Origin of the sequence: Catellatospora sp. IY07-71, from assembly GCF_018326265.1 — a bacterium.
In the GTDB taxonomy this organism is placed as follows: domain Bacteria; phylum Actinomycetota; class Actinomycetes; order Mycobacteriales; family Micromonosporaceae; genus Catellatospora.
The window spans coordinates 3,969,254-3,991,952 of sequence record NZ_AP023360.1 but is presented as its reverse complement, the minus strand read 5'-3'; the positions used below and the strand labels follow the sequence as shown (position 1 = coordinate 3,991,952).

Genomic DNA, 22,699 nt, shown 5'->3' with positions numbered 1-22,699 from the left:
AGGACGTTAAGAAGGGCACCTTCTACATCGCAAAGCGATGAGAAGGTGCCCTTCTTAACTCGGTCAGGACAGCGGGGGGTAGGCGTTGGCCATCAGCTGCTGGAACTGGGCCGAGAACCACTGGCCCGAGATCGGGGCGTTGCCCAGCGAGCCGGTCATGTTGTTGCCGTTGAGCTGGTTACCGGTGTAGGTCGGGTCGCACATCCGGTCGAAGCCCTTGCCCTCGTCGTTCGGAATGAGGGAGCTGGAGCCGTCGGACTCGCCCGGAGGCTTGATCCAGACGTAGGCGTCGATGCCGGGCTGCGGCGCGGCGGTCGGGCGCTCGCCCATGCCGGCACCGGCCTGGTTGCACCAGTTGCCGGGGTGGATACGCCGGTCGATGCGCGACTGGTTGATGTAGGTGTCCAGCACGGTCGAGGTGCTGGCCGCGGTGGGACGGGTGGTCTGGATCGGCTGGCACGGGGTCTGCACGCAGTTGCCCCAGCCGTTGCGCGAGGTGTCGATCAGCATGCCGATGTTGGAGGTGAAGCCCTCCTGGACCAGGCGGTTGCGGAACGCCTGCGCGAACGACAGCTCGTCGGCGTAGTAGTTCCAGTCGACCCACTTGGCCTGGCGCACCGGCTGGCCGCCGATGGTGCCGCTGATGTTGATGTACGGCTCGACCAGCGCCGAGTAGTTGGAGGTGTTGGTGATGAAGCCGTGCACCTTGCTGACCGTGCTGCCCTCGGCGACCGCCGCCTCCTTCAGCTTGACCGCGGTCGGGCCGAAGTTGGTGTCCCAGCCGATCCAGCCGTGGTGGGCCGAGTCGATGTAGTTGTACACGTTCGCGATGGCGCCCAGCTTGTTCAGCGCGTACCCGACGCCCTTGACGTAGCCGCCGTTGGAGTTCATCGTGGCGCACTTGGCGATGTTGAGGTTGGTCACCAGGTTCGGCAGCGAGTCGATCTCGATGATCGCCACGATGCGCAGGTTGCTGTACTTCGTGTCGGACATGATCGCCGCGATCGGGTCGATGTACTCCGCCTTGTAGCGCGGCAGCTCGTCGACGCCCAGCTCACCGTTGGACGCGAGCGCCGAGCAGTCGCGGCCGGGCAGGTTGTAGATGACGAACTGGATGGTCAGCGCGGCGGAGCCGTTGGCGGCGTCCTGCAGCACGGCCTCGTCCAGGTGCGCCCGCAGGCCCATGGTGGTGCTGTTGCCCGCGATGGCCGCGATCCGGTCCAGCCAGATGCCGGTGGAGGTGTTGGCCACCCGCGAGCCGCCCGGCTCGGCGACGGCCCGGGAGCGCCAGTTCGGGTTCACGTAGCCGGTCGCGCCGGCGTACGGGTTGTCGACCTTGCCGCTCTGCGTGATGTCGTTGTCGATCTCGGTGACCGCCAGCGAGGCGCCGGTGTAGCCCGAGGCGGACGCCGCGACGGTCGCGGTGCCGTGGGTCTGGTCGCTGTCCTCGGCGGCGGCGATGGAGACGGCCACACCCGCCACCGCGTTCGACGGAGTCAGGGTGACCGAGGACGGGGCGGTGATGCTGGTGTCGCCGGAGCGGGCCAGCGTCACGGTCACGTTGGAGGTCGGCGCGGCGCTCAGCTTGACCGTCACCGAGGAGCTGGAGCCCTCGGCCACGCTCACCGACGCCGGCGAGATGATGATCGAGCGGGCCTGCGGGCTCGGGCTGCTGCTCGGGCTCGTGCTGGGGCTCGGGCCGGTGCTCGGGCTGGTGCTCGGGCTCGGGGTCACGCCGCCGGTGGTGCAGGTGGTGTTGTTCAGCGTGAACGACGTCGGCTTGGCGTTGCTGCCCGACCAGCGGCCGTTGATGCCGATGCTGGTCGACGCGCCGGTGGCCAGCGCGCCGTTGTAGGACAGGTTCGAGGCGGTGACGTTCGCGCCGGACTGGGCCCAGTTGGCCGACCAGCCGGGCAGGGTGAGGGTCTGGCCGTTGGCGTACGAGTAGCGCAGCGTCCAGCTGGTGAGCGCGTCACCGGTGTTCTTCACGGTGATGTTGGCGGTGAAGCCGCCGGAGCCCGGCGCCTCGGTCCACTCGTTGGTGGCGTAGGTGATGTCGCAGCCGGGTGCGGCGTGCGCCATCGCGGCGGGCAGCGTCACGAGGCCCGCTACCACGAGGGCGCTCGCGCCGGTCAGCGCTATCGCCTTGCGCCTTCCGGACAGGGTGATCGGGAATCTCATTGCCTACTCCTTGGGCCTTGGCCGGGCCCCGGGGCCGGGGTCCGGTGTGGACGCCTAGGCCACGGCCGGGAGGAGGGCCGCGCCGGGGGCGTCACGCAGTGCTGCGGATTGCCCGGCCCGGCGGGCGGAACTGAGGTGAACGCACGCGACCAGAACCGGTCCGTGCCGTCGCCGTCCCGGTGGTGCAAACCGGGTGCCCTCGGCGAGGATGTCGCGCGTGCTCCCAACGCGAACGCGGTCATCGTCGCACAGGAAACATCCCTGACACAACACCGGATGTCTATGTCTTGATCACCCGCTGTGCAGCTTCAGCCCTTGAGCACCGCCGAGATCAGGCGGACCACGTCCTCGTGCAGCGCGGCGAAGCGACCCTGCACGTCCGGGCCGGCGGTGTCGGCGTACGGGTCGATGGCGTGCAGCAGCAGCTCGTTGATCCCGCCGACGATGGCCAGCGCCTGCGGCTGCGACAGCGGCTGCAGCTCGGGGTCGGTGAGCCGGCCGCCCTCGACCAGGTCGACCAGCGTGCCGGCGAAGCGCTGCAGGGTGCGCTGGCGCAGCTGGAACGCGCGGTGCCCGGCCGCCTGCACCTCGACCAGCATGGTCCGGGTGAACGCGGGCATGGTCTCCAGCGCGCCGAGATACGCCGCGGCGCCGTCGCTGATGCGCTGCGGCCACGGCTGGTCACCGGAGGCGGCCGCCCTGATGATCAGCATGAGCCGGTCGCAGACGTGCTCGTACAGCGCCATCAGGCACTCCTCCTTGGCGGAGAAGTGCTCGTAGAACGTGCGCTTGGAGACGCGGGCCAGCGCCACGACGTCGGCGATGGTGGTGGACGCGTAACCCTTCTCCGCCACGCAGGTGGCCAGCGCCGTGGTCAGGTCGCGCCGGACGGACTCGAACGTTCTGGTGGGGGCGGCCATGGCTCCTCCGCTGCTCGGAAGCACAGGGTCGAATGGGTGCCGACTGTACCGGCGGCCCGCACGCTTTTCGGTCCTTCCGCGCCGTGTTACCCGGTGGTAATTTCTGAGGCAGCGCTCCTGGTACTGATGGGTACCAGTCGCCATCGCCGAGGAGGTCACCGGTGAACAGCAAGGACGGGCCCCGCCACACCCGCATCGCGATCATCGGGGCCGGGTTCGGCGGCATCGGCGCGGCGATCCGGCTGCGCGGCGCGGGCCACCGCGACTTCCTGGTGTTCGACCGGGGCGCCGAGGTGGGCGGCACCTGGCGCGACAACACCTACCCCGGCTGCGCCTGCGACGTGCCGTCACACCTGTACTCCTTCTCGTTCGCCCGCAACCCCGGCTGGAGCCGCAGCTTCTCGCCGCAGCCCGAGATCTGGGCCTACCTGCGCCGCTGCGCCGACGAGCACGGCGTACGCCCGCACCTGCGGCTGGGCCACGAGGTGCACGGCGCGGCCTGGGACGCCGAGTCCCAGGTGTGGCGGCTGGACACCTCACACGGGGTGTACTCGGCCGACGTGCTGGTCGCGGCGGGCGGGCCGCTCACCGAGCCGTCCATCCCGGACCTGCCCGGCCTGGCGGGCTTCCGGGGCGAGACGTTCCACTCCGCGCGCTGGCGGCACGACCTCGACCTGCGCGGGCGGCGGATCGCCGTCGTCGGCACCGGCGCCTCGGCGATCCAGTTCGTGCCGCGGCTCGCGCCGCAGGCCGCGCGGCTGACGCTGTTCCAGCGCACCCCGGCCTGGGTGCTGCCGCGCGGCGACCGGCGGATCACCACGCTGGAGCGGCGGCTGTTCCGCGCCGCGCCGGTCACCCACCGGCTGGCCCGGACCGCCGCCTACTGGGGCCGCGAACTGCAGGGCACCGCGTTCCTACGCCCGGCGCTGATGCGGGTGGGCCAGGCCGTCGCCCGGCGGCACCTGCGCCGCTCGGTGGCCGACCCGGCGCTGCGGGAGAAGCTGACCCCGCGCTACACCATGGGCTGCAAGCGCGTGCTGCTGTCCGACGACTTCTATCCCGCGCTGGCGCGCGACAACGTGGACGTGGTCACCGAGCCGATCACCCGGGTCACCGCGGACGGGGTGGTCACCGCGGACGGGCGTACCCACGCCGTGGACACGATCGTGTTCGGCACCGGCTTCCACGTCACCGACCTGCCGATGGCGCACGCCATCCGGGGCACCGACGCGCGCACCCTGGCCGAGCACTGGGCGGGCGGCATGTACGCCTACCGCGGCGTCGCCGTGTCCGGCTTCCCGAACCTGTTCCTGCTGCTCGGGCCGAACACCGGGCTAGGCCACAACTCGGTGGTCTTCATGATCGAATGCCAGCTCGGCTACCTCCTCGGCGCGCTGCGGCACCTGGACCGGACCGGTGCCGCCATCGAGCCCGACCCGGACACGCAGCGGCGCTACAACGAGGCGCTGGACCGGCGGATGGCCGGCACGGTGTGGAGCACCGGCGGCTGCCGCAGCTGGTATCTCGACGAGCACGGCCGCAACTCGACCCTGTGGCCGGGCTACACCTGGACGTACTGGCTGCGTACGCGGCGCTTCGACCCCGGCGCGTACCGGGCCGTGCCCGCCCGCGCCGCGACCGCCGGGGCGACCCGGTGACGCCGCCGCCCCTGTCCGGGCAGGTCGTGCTGGTCACCGGGGCCGCCCGGGGCATCGGCGAGTACACCGCCCGGCTCGCCGCCGCCCGTGGGGCCCGGCTCGCGCTGGCCGGGCTGGAGCCGGACCGGCTGCGGCTGCTCGCCGACGAGCTCGACGCCGCGCACGGCGACGGCACCGCCGCCTGGTTCGCCGCCGACGTGACCGACTCGGCCGCGCTGGACCGGGCCGTGGCCGGGACGCTGGCCGCCTTCGGGCGCATCGACGCCGTCGTCGCCAACGCGGGAGTCGCGAGCCTGGGCACGGTCGCGACCGGCGACATCGGCGCGCTGGCCCGCACCGTCGAGGTGAACCTGATCGGCGTGATGCGCACCGTCGCCGCCACCGCCGCCCCGGTCATCGCCGCCCGCGGCTACTACCTGCTGGTGTCGTCCACGGCCGCGTTCGCGGCGCTGCCGGGCATGTCGGCGTACTGCGCGGCGAAGGCCGGGGTCGAGCACTTCGGCACCGCGCTGCGGCTGGAGCTGGCCCACCACGGGGTGGGCGTCGGCACCGCGCACCCCGGCTGGATCGACACCGACCTGGTCCGCGACGCCCGCGCCGACCTGCCGTCGTTCCGCGACTCGTTCCGCACCATGCCCTGGCCCGTCGGCTCGATCACCTCCGTGGAGCGCTGCGCGCGGGCGTTCGTACGCGGCATCGAGCGGCGCCGCCGCCGCGTGTACGTGCCACGTTCGATCGCCGGAGTGCACTGGCTGCGCACGCTGGTGAACTCGCGGCTGGCCGACGCGCTGGTCGGGCGGCGCTCACGGACGCTGGTGCCACGCATGGAGCAGGAGGTCGCGGCGCTGGGCCGCTCCTTCGGCGTACACAGCACCGAGACGCGCGAGGGGGCGGCATGAGCATCGAGGTGGCGTACGAGCGGCGCGGGTCCGGCGAGCCGCTGCTGCTCATCCACGGCATCGGCCACCACTGGCGGGCCTGGGAGCCCGTGTTGGACCGGCTCGCCGAGGCGCACGACGTGATCGCGATCGACCTGCCCGGCTTCGGCCGCTCCCCCGTGCCCGACGGCGGCATGCCGGGCGACATGGCCGCCAGCGTCGCGCAGCTCGCGCAGTGGCTGACCGCGCAGGGCCTGCACCGGCCGCACGTCGCGGGCAACAGCCTCGGCGGCGCGATCGCGCTGGAGCTGGCCGCGGCCGGGCACGTCGCCTCGGCCACCGCGATCTCCCCCGCCGGCTTCTGGACCCGCTGGCACGCGCGGTACGCGGTCACCGTGCTCACCGCGATCCGCTGGGGCACCCTGCTGCCGCGCCCGCTGCTGCGCGCCAACATGCGCCCGTCGCCGACCCGCGCGCTGGCGTTCGCGATGCTCATGACGCACCCCGGCCGCATCGGCGAGGAACGGGCGCTGTCCGACGCCCTGGCCATGCGGGACGGCGCCGGCTTCCGGTCGGTCGCCCGTGCCGCCGGCAAGGGCTACCACTTCCGCGGCGCACCGGACGTGCCGGTCACCGTGGCCTGGGGCGACCGCGACCGCATCCTGCTCCCCCGCCAGGCCGCCATCGCCCGCGAGCGTCTGCCCCACGCCCGCCACGTCACCCTTCCCGGCTGCGGCCACATCCCCATGAGCGACGCCCCAGACCTCCTCGCCGAGACCATCCTCACCACCACCCACACCCCTGCCTGACGGCCCGCCTCGCCGAACGGACGCCGGGCCGAGCCACACCGCGCCGCCCCGGGCGGGCCGGGCGGGCCGGGCCGGGCATGATCGTCCGACTTGCCTGGCAGACGGACGTATCTTGAAGCCGCTTTCGCCCATGTGCCAGGCAAGTCGGACGATCAAGGCGCGCGCCGCGCGGACCGCGGGCCGGCGCGGGTCGGGCGGCGCGGGTCGGGCGGGGCGGGTGGGCGTCAGGGGGCGAAGTCGAGGACGACCTTGATGTCGTCGGGGCGGTTTTCGAGGGCCTCGGCGTAGTGGTCGGCGGGGACGCGGCGGGTGATGAGGGCGGCGAGCCAGTCGGGGTCGGCGGAGCGGAGCGCGTGGGCGGCCTCCTGCCAGTGGCGCAGGTTGGCGTTGACTGAGCCGAAGACCACGTTGTTCTCCAGGACCATGTCGCGGTTGAGGCCGCCCAGGTCCAGGGCGAGCTTGCGGCCGCCGCTGGAGACGCCGGTCAGCGCGACGGTGCCGTTCGGCCCGACCTGGTCGATGACCTGGGCGATGACCTGCGGCGCGCCGGTGCACTCCAGCACGATGTCGGGCTTGAAGCCGACGTCGCACACCGAGCCGGAGTGGTACGTCGCGCCCAGTCCCGCCACCAGTTCCGGCTTCGGGCCGTCCTCGGCCCGGTCCAGCACGTGCACCTCGAGGTCGCGCTGGCGGCCCAGCAGCGCCGCGAGCAGGCCGATCGGCCCGGCGCCGGTGACCAGCACGGTGCTTGGCTCGTAGCGGGCACGCAGGCCGATACGCTCGATGTGCTCCCAGGCCTTGGCGACCACGCTGGTCGGCTCCAGCAGCATGCCCACCTCCAGCAGCGCCGGGTCCAGCGCGACCGCGAAGTCGGGCTCGACGCGCCAGCGCTCGCGGGCGAAGCCGTGCCGCTCCTTGATGCCGCACTCGACGTACTGCCCGTTGCGGCACATGTCCCACTCGCCGACCAGGCAGTTCACGCACGGCACCGGGTCGGGCCGGCGCACCACCCCGGCGACCAGGGCGCCGGGCTGCCAGCGGCCGGAGTCGTCGGAGATCACCCGGCCCAGCGACTCGTGCCCGAGCACCAGCCGCCCGTCCGGGCCGGGAGCGGTGCCGTACTCCGCCGCGACGATCTCCCGGTCGGTGCCGCAGATGCCCACCGCGAGCGCCTGCACCAGCACCTGCCCCTCGGACTCGTCCGGTTCGGGCAGGTCGTCGACGTACCGCGCCGAGTCCGGGCGTCCCGTCTCGACGATCAAACCTCGCATAGCCGTCACCCTAGGTCCGTGGGCCCGTCTCCGCCGGGAAAGCGGGAGAGCCGTAACTCGCACGTGCGACCGGCACCTTCCGTAGTGCATCCTTTACGGCATGTCCACGGACCGTGCCCCCTCCACGTACCCGCCCGCCGCCCGGTCGAACCTCGTGGAGGAGGTGCACGGGCACCGGATCGCCGACCCGTACCGGTGGCTGGAGGACGCCGCCGACCCGGCGGTCGAGGACTGGTCGCGGGCGCAGGACACGCTGCTGGCGGAGCACCGGGCGGGCTGGGCGGACCGGGCCGCGCTGCGCGACCGGCTGGCGCAGCTGATGGCGGTCGGCGCGGTCGGCACCCCGGTCTGGCGCGGCGGGCGCGGCTTCTACCTGCGCCGCGCCCCCCAGCAGGACCACGCCGTGCTCTGGCTCGTCGAGCCGGACGGTGCCGAGCGGGTGCTGATCGATCCCAACGCCGTCGACCCGACCGGCGCCACCACGCTGGACTTCCACTACCCGTCCCGGGAGGGCACGCTGCTGGCGTACGCCCTGTCGGTGGGCGGGACCGAGGAGCCGCTGCTCCGGGTGATGGACGTGGCCACCGGGGAGGTGGTGGACGGCCCGATCGACCGCATGCGGCACACCGGCATCGCCTGGCTGCCCGGCGGGCACGCCTTCTACTACTCGCGCTTCCTCGCCCCCGGCAGCGTCCCGGGTGACGATCACAAGCTGCACCGGCGCGTCTACCTGCACCGTCTCGGCACCGACCCGGACACCGACGTCCTGATCATGGGCGGCGACTCGCCGCGCGGCCGCTACTTCTGGCCGTCGGTCTCGCGCGACGGCCGCTGGCTCACCGTCAGCGAGACCCAGGGCACCGACCCGCGCAACGACCTCTGGCTGGCCGACCTCTCGGCGAGCCCGCTGGACACCCCCGCGCTGCGCCCGGTGCAGCGGGGCGTCGACGCGCTGACCTACGCCGAGTTCCGCGGCGATCGCGTCTACCTGCAGACCAACCGTGACGCGCCCCGGTGGCGGCTGTGCGTCGCCGACCCGGCGGACCTGGCGTACGAGAGCTGGCAGGAGCTGATCCCCGAGGATCCCGGCGCGGTGCTGGAGGACTACGTGGTGCTCGACGGCCCGGCGCTGGAGACGCCCGTGCTGCTGGTCGCCACGACCCGGCACGCGCTCAGCGAGCTGACCGTGCACGAGCTGGCCGGCGGCGAGGAGGTGGCCAAGGTGGCACTGCCCGGCGTGGGCAGCCTCAACGGGCTCACCGCGTTTCCGGAGGGCGGCCACGAGGCCTGGTTCGGGTACGGCGACTACACCACTCCGGGCACGGTGCACCGCTTCGACGCCCGGTTCCGCACGGTCACCCGGTGGGCCGCCCCGCCCGGCGCGGCCGAGGTCGGCGACCTGGTCACCGAACAGGTCACCTACACCTCGGCCGACGGCACGGACGTGCGCATGTTCGTCGTATCCCGCGCCGGCGCGCCTGCCGGTCCCCGGCCCACCGTGCTGTACGGGTACGGCGGCTTCAACATCTCGCTGACCCCGTGGTACTCGGCGATGGCGATCGCGTGGGCGGAGGCGGGCGGGGTGTGGGCCGTGGCCAACCTGCGCGGCGGCGGCGAGGAGGGCGAGCAGTGGCACCGCGACGGCATGCTGGCCCGTAAGCAGAACGTCTTCGACGACTTCCACGCGGCGGCGGACTGGCTCGTCGCCTCGGGCACCACGACCCCAGGGCAGCTCGCGATCATGGGCGGTTCCAACGGCGGCCTGCTGGTCGGCGCGGCGCTGACCCAGCGGCCTGCCGCGTACGCCGCGGTGGTGTGCTCGGCACCGCTGCTCGACATGGTCCGCTACGAGCTGTTCGGGCTCGGCACCACCTGGTCCGGCGAGTACGGCACGGCGTCCGATCCGGAGCAGCTCGGCTGGCTGCTGTCCTACTCGCCGTACCACCACGTGCGCGAGGGCACGGCCTATCCGGCGGTGCTGTTCACGGTGTTCGACGGCGACAGCCGGGTGGACCCGCTGCACGCCCGCAAGCTGGCCGCCGCGCTCCAGCACGCCACCTCCGGTGACCGGCCGGTGCTGCTGCGCCGCGAGGGCGACGTCGGCCACGGCAACCGCTCCGTCTCCCGCAGCCTCGACCTATACGCCGACGAGCTCGCCTTCCTGCGGGCGTACACCGGTCAGGGCTGACGGCGCGGATCCACCGCGAGGATCATGCACTCCCAGGTGGTGTCCCGCCTGGTCCCGGCGCGGTGCGGGCTCCCGCCGACCGGATGCACCCGCACCCGGACCGCCGTCCGCGCCCCGCCTTCGCCCGCCCCCATCGCGCGGCCATGCTCGCACCCGCCGTCCGGCTGCGGCAACACGATTCGCGCGTCACAACTTCTGGGTTGTAGGTACAACCCAGAAGTTGTGACGCCGCATCGTGAAGTGCCCGGCCCGTGGGTGGCGGGCCTGCGGACGTTGAGATCATCGGGGGTATGACCGTCACGCTGCGTACCGCCCAGCCCGCCGATGTCGCACTGGTGCTCGCGTTCTGGAAGCTCGCCGCCGAGAACACCGACCGCGACGACAGCGCCGAGGCCGTGACGGCGCTGCTGGCGCTGTCACCTTTACCGGTTCGCGGTGCATCCGGGGCGGCGGCGTCAGGGCATCGGCCGGGCGCTGCTGGACGCGGCGGAGCAGCGCTTCGTCGGGTTCGGCGGGCGGCGGGCCGGGGCGATGGTGCTCGACGAGAACGAGCTCGCCCACGGCGCCTGGTCCGCCGCCGGCTACCACCGCCAGCCGCAGTGGTCCCGCTGGGTCAAACCCCTGGCCGCCTCCTGACCAGCTGATCGTCAGTCGGCGACTGCGGTGGCGGGCTCGGCCGTGGTGGCGGGCAGGGCCCGGGCCTGGCGGAGGATCAGCCAGGCGACGAGCGGGATGGCCAGGCCGCTGACGGCGTGCAGGCCGAAGACCAGACCGCCACCGCCGTCGCCGAGAGCGCGGGCGACCTTCGCGATCACCACCTGCAGCGAGGTCAGGCCGACCACGAGCAGCGCCAGGCCGACGAGCCGCCGGGGCAGCCTGCCCAGCGCCGCGACCAGCGCCATCACCAGCGGCAGCAGGAAGATGACGTACCCGAGCACGTGGTGCGGCCGGTAGAGGCCCGGTTCGGCGGCCCCGGCCGCGGCGAAGTAGAACTCCGCGACGACAGCCAACATCAACAGTGCCGCCAGTCCGATGAAAGCCTTGCGCATTTCGGTGCCTCCCCGAGGTCGCCGATCCCGTCCGGATCGGTCTCACCCGTCCGACGACGCAGCCGCGCGGGATGTGAGGCGCGCGGGCCCGGATGTGACGCGGCGTACTGTCTGCGGGAGCCAGGCGAGAGGAAGCACCCGTGAACCACCCAGCCGAACCGGGCCTGAGTACGGTCCTGGACGAGCGGCGGCAGCTGATCAACCTGACGTACCGGCTGCTCGGCTCGCTGGCCGACGCCGAGGACGCGGTGCAGGAGACCTTCACCCGCTGGTATGCGCTGACCCCGGCGCAGCAGGACGAGATCGCGTCGCCGGGCGCCTGGCTGACGACGGTGGCCACCCGGATCTGCCTCGACCTGCTCGGCTCCGCGCGGGCCCGCCGGGAACGCTACGTCGGCGAGTGGCTGCCCGAGCCGCTGCCCGAACCGGCCGAGTGGGGCGGCGCCGATCCGGCCGACCGGATCACCCTCGACGAGTCGGTGAGCATGGCGTTCCTGGTCGTGCTGGACACGATGACGCCGGCCGAGCGGGTCGCGTTCGTGCTGCACGACGTGTTCGGATACCCGTTCACCGAGATCGGCGCCATCGTGGGGCGTACCCCGGCGGCCTGCCGTCAGCTCGCGGTGTCGGCTCGGCGCAGGGTCGGCGCGGCACGGACCGCACCCCCGGCCGGCGACCGGCGTACCGAGGTCGTGCGGGACTTCCGGCTGGCGTGGGCGGCCAAGGACATCGCGGCGCTGCTCGGGCTGCTCGATCCCGATGCGACGGTGGTCGCCGACGGCGGCGGCCTGGTCAGCGCGGTGCCGCGCCCGGTCGTGGGCCGCGCGGAGGTCGCCCGGTTCGCGGCCGGGATGGTCGAGCGGCTGGCCGGGCTGAGCTTGGTGGAGCGTACGGTCAACGGCCAGCCGGGGCTGGTGGGGCTGCGGGACGGCGCGGTCGTCGCGGTGTTCGCGTTCGAGGTGATGGACGGGCTGGTCCGGCACGTGTGGGCGGTGCGCAACCCGGACAAGCTCCGGCCCTGGACCGCGAGCCGATAACGGGTTGTCGGCCGCTGGGATCATGGACGGATGACCGATCGAAAGCCGATGATCGCCGTCCTCACCGGGGCGGGCATCTCGACCGACTCCGGCATTCCCGACTTCCGAGGTCCGCAGGGTGTCTGGACCAGGGACCCGGACGCGGAGAAGCTGTTCACGTACGAGCACTACATGGCCGACCCGGAGGTGCGGCGGCGGTCCTGGCTGGCGCGGGCCGACAACGCGGCCTGGACCGCGCGGCCCAACGCCGCGCACCTGGCGCTGGCCGAACTGGAGCGGGCCGGGTTCCCCGTGCGGATCATCACGCAGAACATCGACGGCCTGCACCAGAAGGCCGGTTCGACCCCGCGCAAGGTGCTGGAGCTGCACGGCACCATGTTCACGGTGCGGTGCACGGGCTGCGGCGAGCACGGCACGATGCGCGACGCGCTGGACCGGGTCGCCGCGGGTGAGCCGGACCCGGCGTGCCTGTCCTGCGGCGGCATCCTCAAGGCGGGCACGGTCATGTTCGGCGAGAACCTGGACGGCGAGACGCTGAGCCAGGCGGGCGCGATCGCGAAGGCGTGCCAGGTCTTCTGGGCGATCGGCACGTCGCTCACGGTCCAGCCGGCCGCGTCGCTGTGCGCGATCGCGATGACGGAGGGCGCCCACATCACCATCGTCAACGCCGAGCCGACGCCGTACGACGTCATCGCCGACGAGGTGGTGCGCACGCCCATCAGCGAGGCTGTGCCGCAGCTGGTCCGGGCGCTGCTCGCCGCCCACGGAAACAGCGTCGCGGGCGGCGAGGGGCGGCGGTAGGGTCTCCGATCATGGCAGCGGCCCTGGAGCTCTATCTCGACCCGGTCGCCACCGCGCGGCTGCGTACGCTGTGGAACGCGCTGGAGGCGGAGGGGGTGCCGACCCTGCGTGACCTGACGCACCGCAAGCACCGGCCGCACCTGTCCATCACCAGCGCGGACGTGCTCGACGGACCGGCCGTGGCGGCGGCGCTGCAGGGTATGCCGATCGCGCCGCCCATCCGGCTCACGTTCGACCACATCGGGCAGTTCCTGGGCCGGGTGCTGTGGCTGGGGCCGGTGCCCACGGCCGAGCTGCTGTCCCATCACGCCGCGGTACACGAGCGGCTGACCGCGGCGGGCATCGAGACCGGCTCGTTCTACCAGCCCGGCGCCTGGGTCCCGCACTGCACGCTGTCGATGCGGGTGCCGCTGGTCCGGATGACCGACGCGATCCGCCTCTGCCTCGACATGCTCCCCCTGGAGGCGACCATCACCGGCGCCGCCGTCGCCGACCACGCCCGCGACCTCTACCACCCGCTTCCCGCGAACTGATCCGTCACGTGGCCGAGGCCCCGTTCATGCCGCTGGAGTCGCATGAACGGGGCCTCGGCCGGTCCTGGGGTCAGCGCTGCACGCGGGCGGAGCCGCCGCCCATCAGCGCCTCGACCTCGGCGCGGGTCGCCATCGAGGTGTCGCCGGGGGTGGTCATCGCCAGCGCGCCGTGCGCGGCGCCGTACTCGACGGCGCGGGCCAGGTCGCCGGTGGTGAGCAGGCCGTAGACGAGGCCGCTGGCGAAGCTGTCGCCGCCGCCCACCCGGTCCAGGATCTCCAGATTCGGCCGGTGCGTGGCGTGCGCGAACCCGTCCCGGCTCCACGCGACCGCGCCCCAGTCGTTGACCGTCGCGCTGCGTACGGTGCGCAGCGTCGTGGCGACCACCTTGAAGTTCGGGTACTCCTGCACGACCTGGCCGATCATCTTCTCGAAGTTCTCGGTTTCCAGCTCGGACAGGTCGTCGGCCGTCCCCGGCACCTCGAAGCCGAGGCTGGCGGTGAAGTCCTCCTCGTTGCCGATCATCACGTCGACGTAGCGGGCCAGCGCGCGGTTGACCTCCTGCGCCCGCGCCTTGCCGCCGATGCCCTTCCACAGGCTGGGGCGGTAGTTCAGGTCGTACGAGATGATCGTGCCGTGGCGGCGGGCGGCGGCCATCGCGGCCTCGATCACGGCGGGCGTGCCGTCGGACAGGGCCGCGTAGATGCCGCCGGTGTGGAACCAGCGCACGCCCAGCGTGCCGAACAGGTGCTCCCAGTCCACGTCCTCGGGGCGCAGCTGCCCGGCGGCGGTGTGGCCCCGGTCGGAGACGCCGACCGCGCCGCGTACGCCGAAGCCGCGCTCGGTGAAGTTGAGGCCGTTGCGCACGGTGCGGCCGATGCCGTCGTAGGGCACCCAGCGGATCAGCGAGGTGTCCACGCCACCGGTCAGGATCAGGTCCTCCAGCAGCCGGCCCACCTCGTTGTCGGCGAACGCGCTGACCAGTGCGGTGCGCATGCCGAAGCAGCGGCGCAGGCCGCGGGCCACGTTGTACTCGCCGCCGCCCTCCCAGGCGCGGAACGAGCGCGCGGTGCGCACCCGGCCCTCGCCCGGGTCCAGCCGCAGCATCACCTCGCCGAGCGACACCAGGTCGTAGCGGCACTCCTCGGCCGGACGGACGTCAACGGGCATCGCTGGCCTCCGCGGTCAGCTCCCGCGCGGCGGCCACGGCGGCGGCGGTGCGGCGGGTGATCTCGGCGTAGTCGCCGGCCTTGAGCAGGTCGGCAGCGACCATCCAGGTGCCGCCGACGGCGAGCACGGCCGGGACGGACAGGTATGCGCCCAGGTTGGCGGTGGTGACCCCGCCGGTGGGCACGAAGCGCATGCCGGGGAACGGGGCGGACAGCGCCTTGACCATCGGGGCGCCGCCGAGCTGCTCGGCCGGGAAGAACTTGACCGCGGTCAGGCCCGCCTCCAGCGCCATCTGGATCTCGGTCGGGGTGGCCACGCCGGGGAACACCGGCACGTCCAACTCCTGGCAGCGGCGTACCACCGCGGCGCTGAAGCCGGGGCACACGACGTAACGCGCGCCCGCCTCGACGGCCCGCTCGGCCTGATCCGGGGTGACCACCGTGCCCGCCCCTACCAGCAGCCCGGACGAGGCGGCCAGCCGCTTGATCGCGTCGAGCGCGGCGGGGGTGCGCAGGGTGACCTCGATGGAGCGCAGGCCGCCCGCGGTGAGGGCGGCGGCCAGCGGCTCGGCCGCGGCGGCATCAGGAAGGATGACGACCGGCAGCAGCCGGTCACCGGCCAGCACCGCCGCGATGTCAGATGAACGTTCATGTTGGTGAACTACAGTCACGTATGTGACCCTAGTGGTGGACGAAGGGATTGGCAATGAACCAGCAGGGGGCCGCCCGCCCACCGGTGAAGTCCGCCGACCGCACCCTGGAGCTGCTGGAGGCGCTCGCCGCCGGGGGCCCGCGTGGGCTGGTCGAGCTGGCCCGCGAGCTGGACATCCCCAAGAGCAGCCTGCACGGCCTGCTGCGCACCATGAGCCAGCGCGGCTGGGTGGAGACCGACGCCACCGGCACCCGCTTCGGCCTCGGCGTACGCGCCCTGCAGGTCGGCGCCGCGTACCTGGACAGCGACGACGCGCTCGGTCTGGTCAACGCCACCCTCGACGCGCTCGCCGAGCGCTTCGGCGAGACGGTCCACCTGGGCCGCCTCGACGGGCCGAACGTCGTTTACATAGCGAAACGTGAGTCGGCCCACCCGCTGCGGCTCTTCAGCGCGATCGGCCGCCGCCTGCCCGCCCACGCCACCGCGCTGGGCAAGGCGCTGCTCGCCCAGCGCACCGACGCCGACGTCGACCGCCTCCTCGACTGGCCCCTGCCCGCCCTCACCCCGCACACCGTGACCACCCCGGAGGCCCTGCACGCCGAACTGGCCGTGATCCGCGAACACGGCCACGCCGTGGACCGCGAGGAGAACACCGAAGGCATCATGTGCCTGGCCGTGGCCGTCCCGCTGCGCCGCCCGGCGGTCGACGCCATCAGCGTCTCCATCCCGCTGGCCCGCCTGCGCCCCACCACCGAGGCCGACATCCTCGCCGACCTCCACCACCACGCCGCCGCCCTCACGGCCGCCGCCCACCTCCTCACCTGACCGCGCTTCGCCCGCCGAACCCGCCCTCGATCATCGAAGTTGCCTGGCAGATGGGCGTATCTTGAGCCGGGATACGCCCGTCTGCCAGGCAAGTCGGACGATCTTGGGGACTGTCGCGGGTGGGTCAGGCGCCGAGGGCGGACTTGACCTTGGTGATGGCGGTGGTCTCGGTGTCCTTGACGCCGCCGGAGGCGGCGGCGACCTGGTCGCAGGCGCTGGTGATGACGGCGCGGAACTCGGCCAGGTCCTGCGGGTCCTTGGCCAGGATGCCGGTGGACTGCTGCAGGGCGGTGAGCACGCCGGACTCCATCTCGGCGGGCGAGCCCTTGGGCACCTCGGGCAGGCCGCCGGCCTTGAAGACGGCCTGCAGGTCGGGTGAGGCGCCGGCGAGCGCCTTGGCGCCCACGATGCTCTCCTTGAAGGAGGCGAAGAAGCCGGGATCGGCGTGCGACACCAGGAACACGGCGCCGAAGGCGGCGGTACGCAGGGTCTTGCGCTCTTCATCGGTGTATTCCGTCATGCGGCACATTCTGCGCAGAGAAGCCTGTTCGTGAGGGCATTTCACGGCTTTTGCCCCCACTACCGGGGTCGGACCCTAGGGTCTAGGAAGAGCATCCCGCTCCGAACACGGGGGTAACGGAAAATGGCAGTCGACCTCAACCAGATCATGAAGCTGATGAGCGACCCGCAGATCCAGAGTCTGCTCAAGGGCCTGTTCAGTCAGATGTCCGGGGGCGGCCAGGGCGGCGGTGGGCAGCAGGCCAACCTCAGTGGTCTGGTCGACCAGTTGAGCAAGTCGGGCCTCGGCCCCCAGGTGCAGTCCTGGGTCGGTACGGGCCAGAACCAGAACGTCACCGGCGCGCAGCTGCAGCAGGCGCTGGGCGGCGGCACGATCGAGCGCGTGGCCCAGGAGGCCGGCACCACGCCGCGCGAGGCCGCCGACCAGCTCGCCAAGGTCCTGCCGGAGCTGGTCAACCAGGCCACGCCCGAGGGCCGGCTGCCCGACCCGCAGCAGACGCAGCAGATGATGGGCAGGCTGTTCGGGCAGTGACCGAGTGCCTGTGCCGGGGCGTCCGTCCATGTGACGGGCGCCCCGGCGCCTTCGCGCCCGTCAGGCGGCCGCTCCTGGTCGGGTACCAGAGCATGGATTATCCGTTTTTAAGCTGATTGCTCCGGCGAGCTAGCCGAGTGATATGTCCGTATTAGCATCGTCTGAAAGTACTACATCAACAATCTCCGAGCGGCCGAAAGAGGGGGGTGAACTGCGCTGTTTCAGCGCTCAGCGGTGGCTCCCGTCACCATTCGCGGGTGGGCACCCGTCGATCGGCTTTCTAACCTGGTCGAATGCGTGGCAACGGAGCACACGAGCAGCGCGAGATCGGGCGTCACCGCGCCCCGGCTCGCCAGAACCCCCTGTCCAGCCCTTTCAAGTCCCTCACCAAGCGGTTCGGCCTCTTCTCGGCTGCCGACTCGCGGAAGCTGATGGCAGTGACCGGCCTGGTCGGCGCCCTGGGCGTCGCGGCGGCCGGCGGAGTGGCGGCCAACGCCGCTCCCGACGAGAAGGTAAACCTGCACACGGCGAGCGTGAGCCGAGTCGAGGCCGAGAACGCGGCCACCCGCTCGATGACCCGTACGACCACCGGCACCGCGCCGGTGGAGACCGCCCCGAAGGCGGCCCCCAAGGCAGCTCCGAAGGCTGCCGTCGAGGCCGCTCCCAAGGCGGCGACCCAGGCGGCCCCGAAGGCCGCGCCCAAGACCGCCCCCAAGGCGGCGCCCAAGGCCGCCCCGAAGGCTGCCCCGAAGGCCGCGGCCCCCAAGGCCCCCGCCAAGCCGAAGGCCGCCGCGCAGCCCGTGCTGCGCCCGGTCGCGGGCCTGGACATGACCCAGATGCGCAACGCGCAGGCCATCGTGCAGGCCGGCAGGGAGCTGGGCCTGCCCAAGCGGGCGTACGTGGCGGCCATCGCCTGCGCGATGCAGGAGAGCCAGCTGTACAACCTCGCCAGCACGGTCTACGCGGAGTCGTACCAGTACACCAACCAGGGTGAGGGCTCCGACCACGACTCGGTCGGCCTGTTCCAGCAGCGGCCGACCTCCGGCTGGGGCACCGTCAAGGACCTGATGCAGCCGAAGTACGCGGCCACCCAGTTCTACAACGCCCTGAAGAACGTGCAGGGCTGGCAGGACATGCCGCTCACCCTGGCCATCCAGGAGGTCCAGGTGTCGGCGTTCCCGTACCACTACGCCAAGCACGAGACGCGCGCCCAGCAGGTCGTGGACGCGCTGACGAACTGACCTCAGTTCGCGAACCACCTGTTGCCGCCCCGGGCGTCCGAGTCAGCCGATTCGGACTCCCGGGGCGCGTCGCGTCCCGGGGGCAGCGCGGCCAGGTGGAACCGGGTCAGCAGGTGCGGCAGGATGGTCCGCAGTGCGGCCAGGGTGCTGCCGCGGTCGCCGCCCCCGTCGTGCAGCAGCACGATCGCACCGGGCACGGTCTGCGAGTTCACGTCCGAGGCGATGCGGTAGGCCGGTGAGGAGTCCCAGTCCTGCGGGTCGACCCGCCAGTGCAGCGAGGTCATGCCCAGCCGGTGGGCCGCCTCGACGACGCGCTTGGACCAGAAGCCGCCCGGCTGGCGGAAGTACGAGATGCGCGCCCCCGGCACCGCCGCGCGGATGGCGGCGTTGGCCCGCTCCAGATCGGCCAGCACCGTCTGCTCGTCGCGCATGCCCAGCGCCATGTCGTGGTCCCAGCTGTGGTTGCACAGCGTGTGGCCGGCGGCGGCGATGTCGCGTACGAGCTGCGGATACTTCGCGGCCTTGATGCCCACCAGGCAGAAGGTCGCCTTGACGCCGTAGTCGGCCAGCATCGTCAGCACCTGCGGGGTCCACTGCGGGTGTGGTCCGTCGTCGAAGGTGAGCGCCACCTCCGGCGTGCCGGTGGTGAACCGGCTGCCGAACGGCCCGCCCGGCTCGGCGGGCAGCGGCGGATGGTTCGGGCCGCTGACCGGCTGGTCGCGGGGCGGCAGCGGCGGGGGCATCCGGGCGGGCGGCGGCGCGAGGCGTGCCCGCGAGGGACGATCCGGACCGGGTGAGTCCCGTTCGGCCACCGGATCACGCGCGCCGGTGAGCTGGCCGAGCAGGAAGCCGACGCTCAGTAGCCCGAGGGCCAGCACGATGGCGATGACGGCCGCCCGCCGTCCCCCGCCCGAAGCCGAACCGGTACGCATGCTGCCTCCTGCGGCTTACGTACCTGCACCATAACCAAGTTGTCCAAAAGGGGCAGACGGTTTCACGTTAAGAGGGGCACCTTCTCTACGCATGGCGCGGAGAAGGTGCCCTTCCTTTTGGCCTAGCGGGTGGCGCGGACCAGGGGGAACGGGAGGGTTTCCCGGATGGAGCGGCCGGTCAGGAGCATCACCAGGCGGTCGACGCCGATGCCGAGGCCGCCGGTGGGCGGCATGGCGTACTCGAGGGCCTGCAGGAAGTCCTCGTCGAGTTCCATGGCCTCCGGGTCGCCGCCGGCGGCCAGCAGGGACTGCTCGGTGAGGCGGCGGCGCTGCTCGATCGGGTCGGTCAGCTCGGAGTAGGCGGTGCCCAGCTCGGTGCCGAAGGCGACCAGGTCCCAGCGTTCGGCCAGGCGCGCGTCCACCCGGCTCTGCCTGGTCAGCGGCGACACCTCGGTCGGGAAGTCCTTGTAGAACGTGGGCAGCACGGTCTTCTCCTCGACCAGGCGCTCGTACATCTCCAGCACCACCGCGCCGCGGCCCCACTTCGGGTCGTACGGGATCTTCGCCGCGTCGCACAGCTTGCGCAGCTTCTCCACGTCGGTGTCGGCGGTGATCTCCTCACCGAGCGCGGCCGAGATCGCCTCGTCCACCGTGCGCACCGACCACTGCCCCGACACGTCGTGCGGCTGCCCGTCATGGATGATCACGCACTCGCCGTTGGCGGCCAGCGCCGCCGACTGCACCACCTCGCGGGTCAGCGTCAGCATCGAGTCGTAGTCGGCGTACGCCTGATACGCCTCCAGCATGGAGAACTCGGGGTTGTGCTTGTAGTCCACGCCCTCGTTGCGGAACGTGCGGCCCAGCTCGAACACCTTCTCCACGCCGCCCACGGCCAGCCGCTTCAGGTACAGCTCCGGCGCGATGCGCAGGTAGAGGCGCAGGTCGTAGGCGTTGATGTGGGTGGTGAACGGGCGGGCGTTGGCGCCACCGTGGATGCGCTGCAGGATCGGCGTCTCGACCTCGATGAAGCCGCGCCCCGTGAACGACTGGCGCAGGCTGTGCACGGCGGCGCTGCGCGCCCGCAGCAGCGCGCGGGCGTCGGCGCTGGTGATCAGGTCCAGGTAGCGCTGGCGCACCTTCGCCTCCTGGTCGGCCAGGCCACTGTGCTTGTCCGGCAGCGGGCGCAGGCACTTGCCGGTGATCTCCCAGGTGTCCACGTGCACCGACAGCTCGCCGCGCCTCGTGGTGACCACCTCGCCGGTGACCCCGACGTGGTCGCCGATGTCCACCGCCGCGGTCCAGGCGTCGATGTCGCGGTCCAGCATGAGCTGCAGGTCGCCGCTCCAGTCCCGGATGGTGGCGAAGACCAGGTGGCCGTGGTCGCGCTGCAGCATCAGCCGACCCGCGACCGAGACCCGGTCCCCGGTGCGGGTGTCGGCGGGTGTGTCCAGGTGTCCGGCTCGGATCTCACCGCAGGTCGCGGTCGGATGGAAGCCCACCGGGTACGGGTCGACGCCCGCGGCGCGCAGCCGCTCCAGCTTCGCCAGGCGTACCGCCATCTGCTCGTTGACGCTCTCGTCGTGGGCCGCACCGGCCAGCTCGGCGGGGGTCGGCTGGGCGGGCAGCCCCGCCAGCACCGGGGCGGTGGTGGCGTCCAGCTCGACCACCGGGGTGCCCGGCACGGTCAGGAAGCCCTCGGCGATGGCCGAGGCCATGCCGACCTTGGCCAGGTCGCGCCGGTCGCCGAAGCACAGGAAGCGGGGCACCCACTCCGGCTGGTACTTGATGTTCGACCGGTACAGCTGCTCCAGCTGCCACCACTTGGAGAAGAACATCAGGATGCGCCGCCACAGCCGCAGCACCGGCCCGGCGCCGATCCGGCCGCCCTCCTCGAACACCGCGCGGAACACCGCGAAGTTCAGCGACACCCGCTCCACGCCCAGCTTGGGCGCGGCGTTCATCAGCGCGGTGACCATGAACTCCATCGCGCCGTTCTCCGCCTCGTGGTCACGGCGCATCAGGTCCAGCGACAGCCCGTGCTGCCCCCACGGGCTGAACGACAGCAGCGAGCGCGGCATGCCGTCGGAGTCGCGCGCCTCGACCAGCACGCAGCGGCCGTCGTTGGGGTCGCCGATGCGCCCCAGCGCCATGGAGAAGCCGCGCTCGCTGTCGGTGTCGCGCCAGCGGGTGGCCAGCTCGGCGATCTCCTTCATCTCGTCGGCCGGGATGTCGGCGTGCCGGCGCACCTGCGCGGTGTACCCGGCGCGCTCGACCCGGTTGACCGCCTGGCGCACCTGGCGCATCTCCCGGCCGTCCAGGGAGTAGCGGTCGGTCAGCAGGATCGCCTCGTCGCCCAGCTCCAGCACCTTCAGCCCGGCCTTGTGGTACGCCGTGGCACCCTCCTCGCTGGCGCCCATCGCCGCCGGGGTCCACGCGTAGCTGCGCGCCTCCTCCAGCCAGGCGTCGATCGCGGCGCCCCACGCCTCCGGGTCGCCGATCGGGTCGCCGCCGGCCAGGCTCACGCCGTTGACCGGCCGGTAGGTGACGGCGGCCTTGCCGCTGGGCGCGAAGATGGCCAGCTTGTCGCGGCGGGTGGCGAAGTAGCCCAGCGAGTCGCGCTCGCCGTAGCGGTCCAGCAGGCCGCGCACCTTCGCCTCGGCGGCGGGCTCAAGCGCCGCGTTGACCTGCTGCGAACGCAGCAGCGTGAACAGCGCGGCGAACACGGCGATCGCGCCGAACAGGCCGAGGACGAAGTTGACCCAGCCCGGGGCCGCCCCGATGCGGGTCACGTCGAACTCGAACGCGCCACCGAGCACCTTCTCCGCGGCGTACGCCAGCTGCGCTGAGGGGTCCCTGGGCAGCGTGCCGGGGAAGGTCGCGACCAGGGTGTAGCCCAGGCCGATGCCGACCGCGGCGACACCGGCGAACACGCCCAGCGCCTTGAGCACGGCGCCCTTGCGCACCCGGGCGTAGAACTCGTGCCGGGCCAGGAACAGCACGACCAGTGCGGCGACGCCGACGACCACGGCGACGCTGGTGGCCACCCGGCCCCAGCCGCTGAACAGGGGCACGCCCGCATCGTCGACCAGGTTCGCCTGCGGCAGCAGCGCGATCACGCCGAGCGCGAGCACGCTGGAGACCACGTCGATGACGAAGTACACGATCAGCGTCCACCAGGCCACCCGCTTGCGCCGTGCGGTCGCGCCCGCGAGCACCGCCATGAACGCGGCGTAGGCGAGGTTGGCCGGGACCGGCACCAGCACGTCGTCGATGAGCCGCCGCAGCGGCTGGGTGCTGTGCCCGATCGCGCCGCCGAGCGCGGCCAGCGCGCTGATCGCGGCGAGGATGCCGAGGACTGTCGCGAACACCTTGGGCACATGTGCCCGCCAGCCGCTGCCGTTCGTACGCCGTGCCGTCTCCACGCCGTCACCTCATTTCGCGGGGCATCAACACGAACATATGGCACTCACTACACTGAAACGCAGCAAATGCGATGAATACTCGGG

General features: G+C 72.3%; 20 protein-coding genes. 11 read left to right on the top strand and 9 right to left on the bottom strand.

Going from position 1 to position 22,699, the window contains the following annotated elements:
- Nucleotides 1-63 precede the first annotated feature (63 nt).
- Together CS0771_RS17895 and CS0771_RS17890 are read right to left on the bottom strand one after the other, a co-directional pair.
- Nucleotides 64-2,181 (bottom strand): glycoside hydrolase family 6 protein, encoded by a 2,118-nt coding sequence (locus CS0771_RS17895; protein ID WP_305834964.1) that lies wholly within the window; start codon nucleotides 2,179-2,181, stop codon nucleotides 64-66.
- Between the two features lie 308 nt (nucleotides 2,182-2,489).
- Nucleotides 2,490-3,101 carry a TetR/AcrR family transcriptional regulator gene (locus tag CS0771_RS17890; RefSeq protein WP_203753900.1) on the bottom strand — a complete coding sequence of 204 codons (612 nt, stop codon included), beginning with the start codon at nucleotides 3,099-3,101 and terminating at the stop codon, nucleotides 2,490-2,492.
- Between the two features lie 161 nt (nucleotides 3,102-3,262).
- On the opposite strand from CS0771_RS17890, the gene CS0771_RS17885 reads away from it, so the two are divergent.
- Genes CS0771_RS17885 through CS0771_RS17875 form a run of 3 tightly spaced genes read left to right on the top strand, consistent with a single transcriptional unit; the run spans nucleotide 3,263 to nucleotide 6,446 of the window.
- Nucleotides 3,263-4,759 (top strand): NAD(P)/FAD-dependent oxidoreductase, encoded by a 1,497-nt coding sequence (locus CS0771_RS17885; protein ID WP_212842050.1) that lies wholly within the window; start codon nucleotides 3,263-3,265, stop codon nucleotides 4,757-4,759.
- Nucleotides 4,756-5,658 (top strand): SDR family oxidoreductase, encoded by a 903-nt coding sequence (locus CS0771_RS17880; RefSeq protein ID WP_212842049.1) that lies wholly within the window; start codon nucleotides 4,756-4,758, stop codon nucleotides 5,656-5,658. The genes CS0771_RS17885 and CS0771_RS17880 overlap by 4 nt, the downstream gene beginning before the upstream one ends.
- Entirely contained in the window at nucleotides 5,655-6,446 is a 792-nt protein-coding gene (locus CS0771_RS17875) for an alpha/beta fold hydrolase (RefSeq protein ID WP_212842048.1), read from the top strand. The genes CS0771_RS17880 and CS0771_RS17875 overlap by 4 nt, the downstream gene beginning before the upstream one ends.
- A 224-nt stretch (nucleotides 6,447-6,670) precedes the next feature.
- Here CS0771_RS17875 and CS0771_RS17870 read toward each other — a convergent pair whose 3' ends face one another.
- Entirely contained in the window at nucleotides 6,671-7,717 is a 1,047-nt protein-coding gene (locus CS0771_RS17870; protein WP_212842047.1) for a glucose 1-dehydrogenase, read from the bottom strand.
- A 100-nt stretch (nucleotides 7,718-7,817) separates the two neighbouring features.
- Here CS0771_RS17870 and CS0771_RS17865 point away from each other — a divergent pair, with 100 nt between their 5' ends.
- Complete coding sequence (locus CS0771_RS17865) at nucleotides 7,818-9,905, top strand: prolyl oligopeptidase family protein (RefSeq protein ID WP_212842046.1); 2,088 nt, start codon at nucleotides 7,818-7,820, stop codon at nucleotides 9,903-9,905.
- Nucleotides 9,906-10,340: 435 nt separating this feature from the next.
- Nucleotides 10,341-10,541, top strand: coding sequence for an N-acetyltransferase (locus CS0771_RS38820; protein ID WP_244870862.1), 201 nt, complete (start codon nucleotides 10,341-10,343; stop codon nucleotides 10,539-10,541).
- An 11-nt stretch (nucleotides 10,542-10,552) separates the two neighbouring features.
- Here the strand turns inward: CS0771_RS38820 and CS0771_RS17855 are convergent, their stop codons facing one another.
- Nucleotides 10,553-10,954 carry a DUF6220 domain-containing protein gene (locus tag CS0771_RS17855; protein WP_212842045.1) on the bottom strand — a complete coding sequence of 134 codons (402 nt, stop codon included), beginning with the start codon at nucleotides 10,952-10,954 and terminating at the stop codon, nucleotides 10,553-10,555.
- Between the two features lie 140 nt (nucleotides 10,955-11,094).
- On the opposite strand from CS0771_RS17855, the gene sigJ reads away from it, so the two are divergent.
- The 3 genes from sigJ to CS0771_RS17840 are packed head-to-tail and all read left to right on the top strand — an operon-like array spanning nucleotide 11,095 to nucleotide 13,325.
- A complete protein-coding gene (sigJ, locus tag CS0771_RS17850; protein WP_244870861.1) occupies nucleotides 11,095-11,991 on the top strand; it encodes an RNA polymerase sigma factor SigJ in 897 nt (298 codons plus the stop codon).
- 30 nt (nucleotides 11,992-12,021) lie between these two features.
- Entirely contained in the window at nucleotides 12,022-12,792 is a 771-nt protein-coding gene (locus tag CS0771_RS17845) for a Sir2 family NAD-dependent protein deacetylase (protein ID WP_244870860.1), read from the top strand.
- Between the two features lie 11 nt (nucleotides 12,793-12,803).
- Nucleotides 12,804-13,325, top strand: coding sequence for a 2'-5' RNA ligase family protein (locus tag CS0771_RS17840; protein WP_212842044.1), 522 nt, complete (start codon nucleotides 12,804-12,806; stop codon nucleotides 13,323-13,325).
- A 70-nt stretch (nucleotides 13,326-13,395) separates the two neighbouring features.
- On the opposite strand, the gene CS0771_RS17835 is transcribed toward CS0771_RS17840, so the two are convergent.
- On the bottom strand, nucleotides 13,396-14,493 hold the full coding sequence (locus CS0771_RS17835) for a sugar kinase (protein WP_212842043.1): 1,098 nt from the start codon (nucleotides 14,491-14,493) through the stop codon (nucleotides 13,396-13,398).
- Nucleotides 14,483-15,163: a bifunctional 4-hydroxy-2-oxoglutarate aldolase/2-dehydro-3-deoxy-phosphogluconate aldolase gene (locus CS0771_RS17830; protein WP_212842042.1), complete on the bottom strand. Its 681-nt coding sequence runs from the start codon at nucleotides 15,161-15,163 to the stop codon at nucleotides 14,483-14,485. The genes CS0771_RS17835 and CS0771_RS17830 overlap by 11 nt, the downstream gene beginning before the upstream one ends.
- Nucleotides 15,164-15,198: 35 nt before the next feature.
- On the opposite strand from CS0771_RS17830, the gene CS0771_RS17825 reads away from it, so the two are divergent.
- A complete protein-coding gene (locus tag CS0771_RS17825; RefSeq protein ID WP_212842041.1) occupies nucleotides 15,199-15,969 on the top strand; it encodes an IclR family transcriptional regulator in 771 nt (256 codons plus the stop codon).
- A 124-nt stretch (nucleotides 15,970-16,093) separates the two neighbouring features.
- Here CS0771_RS17825 and CS0771_RS17820 read toward each other — a convergent pair whose 3' ends face one another.
- Nucleotides 16,094-16,489, bottom strand: coding sequence for a hypothetical protein (locus tag CS0771_RS17820; RefSeq protein ID WP_244870859.1), 396 nt, complete (start codon nucleotides 16,487-16,489; stop codon nucleotides 16,094-16,096).
- A gap of 123 nt (nucleotides 16,490-16,612) precedes the next feature.
- Between CS0771_RS17820 and CS0771_RS17815 the strand changes: the two genes are divergently transcribed.
- Nucleotides 16,613-17,020 (top strand): YidB family protein, encoded by a 408-nt coding sequence (locus tag CS0771_RS17815; RefSeq protein WP_212842039.1) that lies wholly within the window; start codon nucleotides 16,613-16,615, stop codon nucleotides 17,018-17,020.
- 293 nt (nucleotides 17,021-17,313) lie between these two features.
- The gene (locus CS0771_RS17810; protein WP_212842038.1) at nucleotides 17,314-18,261 is read left to right on the top strand and encodes a hypothetical protein; all 948 of its coding nucleotides are present in this window, start codon (nucleotides 17,314-17,316) and stop codon (nucleotides 18,259-18,261) included.
- A 2-nt stretch (nucleotides 18,262-18,263) separates the two neighbouring features.
- Here CS0771_RS17810 and CS0771_RS17805 read toward each other — a convergent pair whose 3' ends face one another.
- On the bottom strand, nucleotides 18,264-19,193 hold the full coding sequence (locus tag CS0771_RS17805; RefSeq protein WP_212842037.1) for a polysaccharide deacetylase family protein: 930 nt from the start codon (nucleotides 19,191-19,193) through the stop codon (nucleotides 18,264-18,266).
- A gap of 122 nt (nucleotides 19,194-19,315) precedes the next feature.
- On the bottom strand, nucleotides 19,316-22,615 hold the full coding sequence (lysX, locus tag CS0771_RS17800; RefSeq protein ID WP_212842036.1) for a bifunctional lysylphosphatidylglycerol synthetase/lysine--tRNA ligase LysX: 3,300 nt from the start codon (nucleotides 22,613-22,615) through the stop codon (nucleotides 19,316-19,318).
- Nucleotides 22,616-22,699: the final 84 nt, after the last annotated feature.

What these genes read in the sequence shown, in the direction of transcription:
- CS0771_RS17845 (WP_244870860.1), top strand. Translation starts at nt 12,022, where the DNA reads ATGACCGATCGAAAGCCGATGATCGCCGTCCTCACCGGGGCGGGCATC.
- CS0771_RS17840 (WP_212842044.1), top strand. Translation starts at nt 12,804, where the DNA reads ATGGCAGCGGCCCTGGAGCTCTATCTCGACCCGGTCGCCACCGCGCGG.
- CS0771_RS17865 (WP_212842046.1), top strand. Translation starts at nt 7,818, where the DNA reads ATGTCCACGGACCGTGCCCCCTCCACGTACCCGCCCGCCGCCCGGTCG.
- CS0771_RS17825 (WP_212842041.1), top strand. Translation starts at nt 15,199, where the DNA reads ATGAACCAGCAGGGGGCCGCCCGCCCACCGGTGAAGTCCGCCGACCGC.
- CS0771_RS17870 (WP_212842047.1), bottom strand. Translation starts at nt 7,717, where the DNA reads ATGCGAGGTTTGATCGTCGAGACGGGACGCCCGGACTCGGCGCGGTAC.
- CS0771_RS17855 (WP_212842045.1), bottom strand. Translation starts at nt 10,954, where the DNA reads ATGCGCAAGGCTTTCATCGGACTGGCGGCACTGTTGATGTTGGCTGTC.
- CS0771_RS17810 (WP_212842038.1), top strand. Translation starts at nt 17,314, where the DNA reads ATGCGTGGCAACGGAGCACACGAGCAGCGCGAGATCGGGCGTCACCGC.
- CS0771_RS17835 (WP_212842043.1), bottom strand. Translation starts at nt 14,493, where the DNA reads ATGCCCGTTGACGTCCGTCCGGCCGAGGAGTGCCGCTACGACCTGGTG.
- CS0771_RS17875 (WP_212842048.1), top strand. Translation starts at nt 5,655, where the DNA reads ATGAGCATCGAGGTGGCGTACGAGCGGCGCGGGTCCGGCGAGCCGCTG.
- CS0771_RS17805 (WP_212842037.1), bottom strand. Translation starts at nt 19,193, where the DNA reads ATGCGTACCGGTTCGGCTTCGGGCGGGGGACGGCGGGCGGCCGTCATC.
- CS0771_RS17820 (WP_244870859.1), bottom strand. Translation starts at nt 16,489, where the DNA reads ATGACGGAATACACCGATGAAGAGCGCAAGACCCTGCGTACCGCCGCC.
- CS0771_RS17815 (WP_212842039.1), top strand. Translation starts at nt 16,613, where the DNA reads ATGGCAGTCGACCTCAACCAGATCATGAAGCTGATGAGCGACCCGCAG.
- CS0771_RS17890 (WP_203753900.1), bottom strand. Translation starts at nt 3,101, where the DNA reads ATGGCCGCCCCCACCAGAACGTTCGAGTCCGTCCGGCGCGACCTGACC.
- CS0771_RS17895 (WP_305834964.1), bottom strand. Translation starts at nt 2,181, where the DNA reads ATGAGATTCCCGATCACCCTGTCCGGAAGGCGCAAGGCGATAGCGCTG.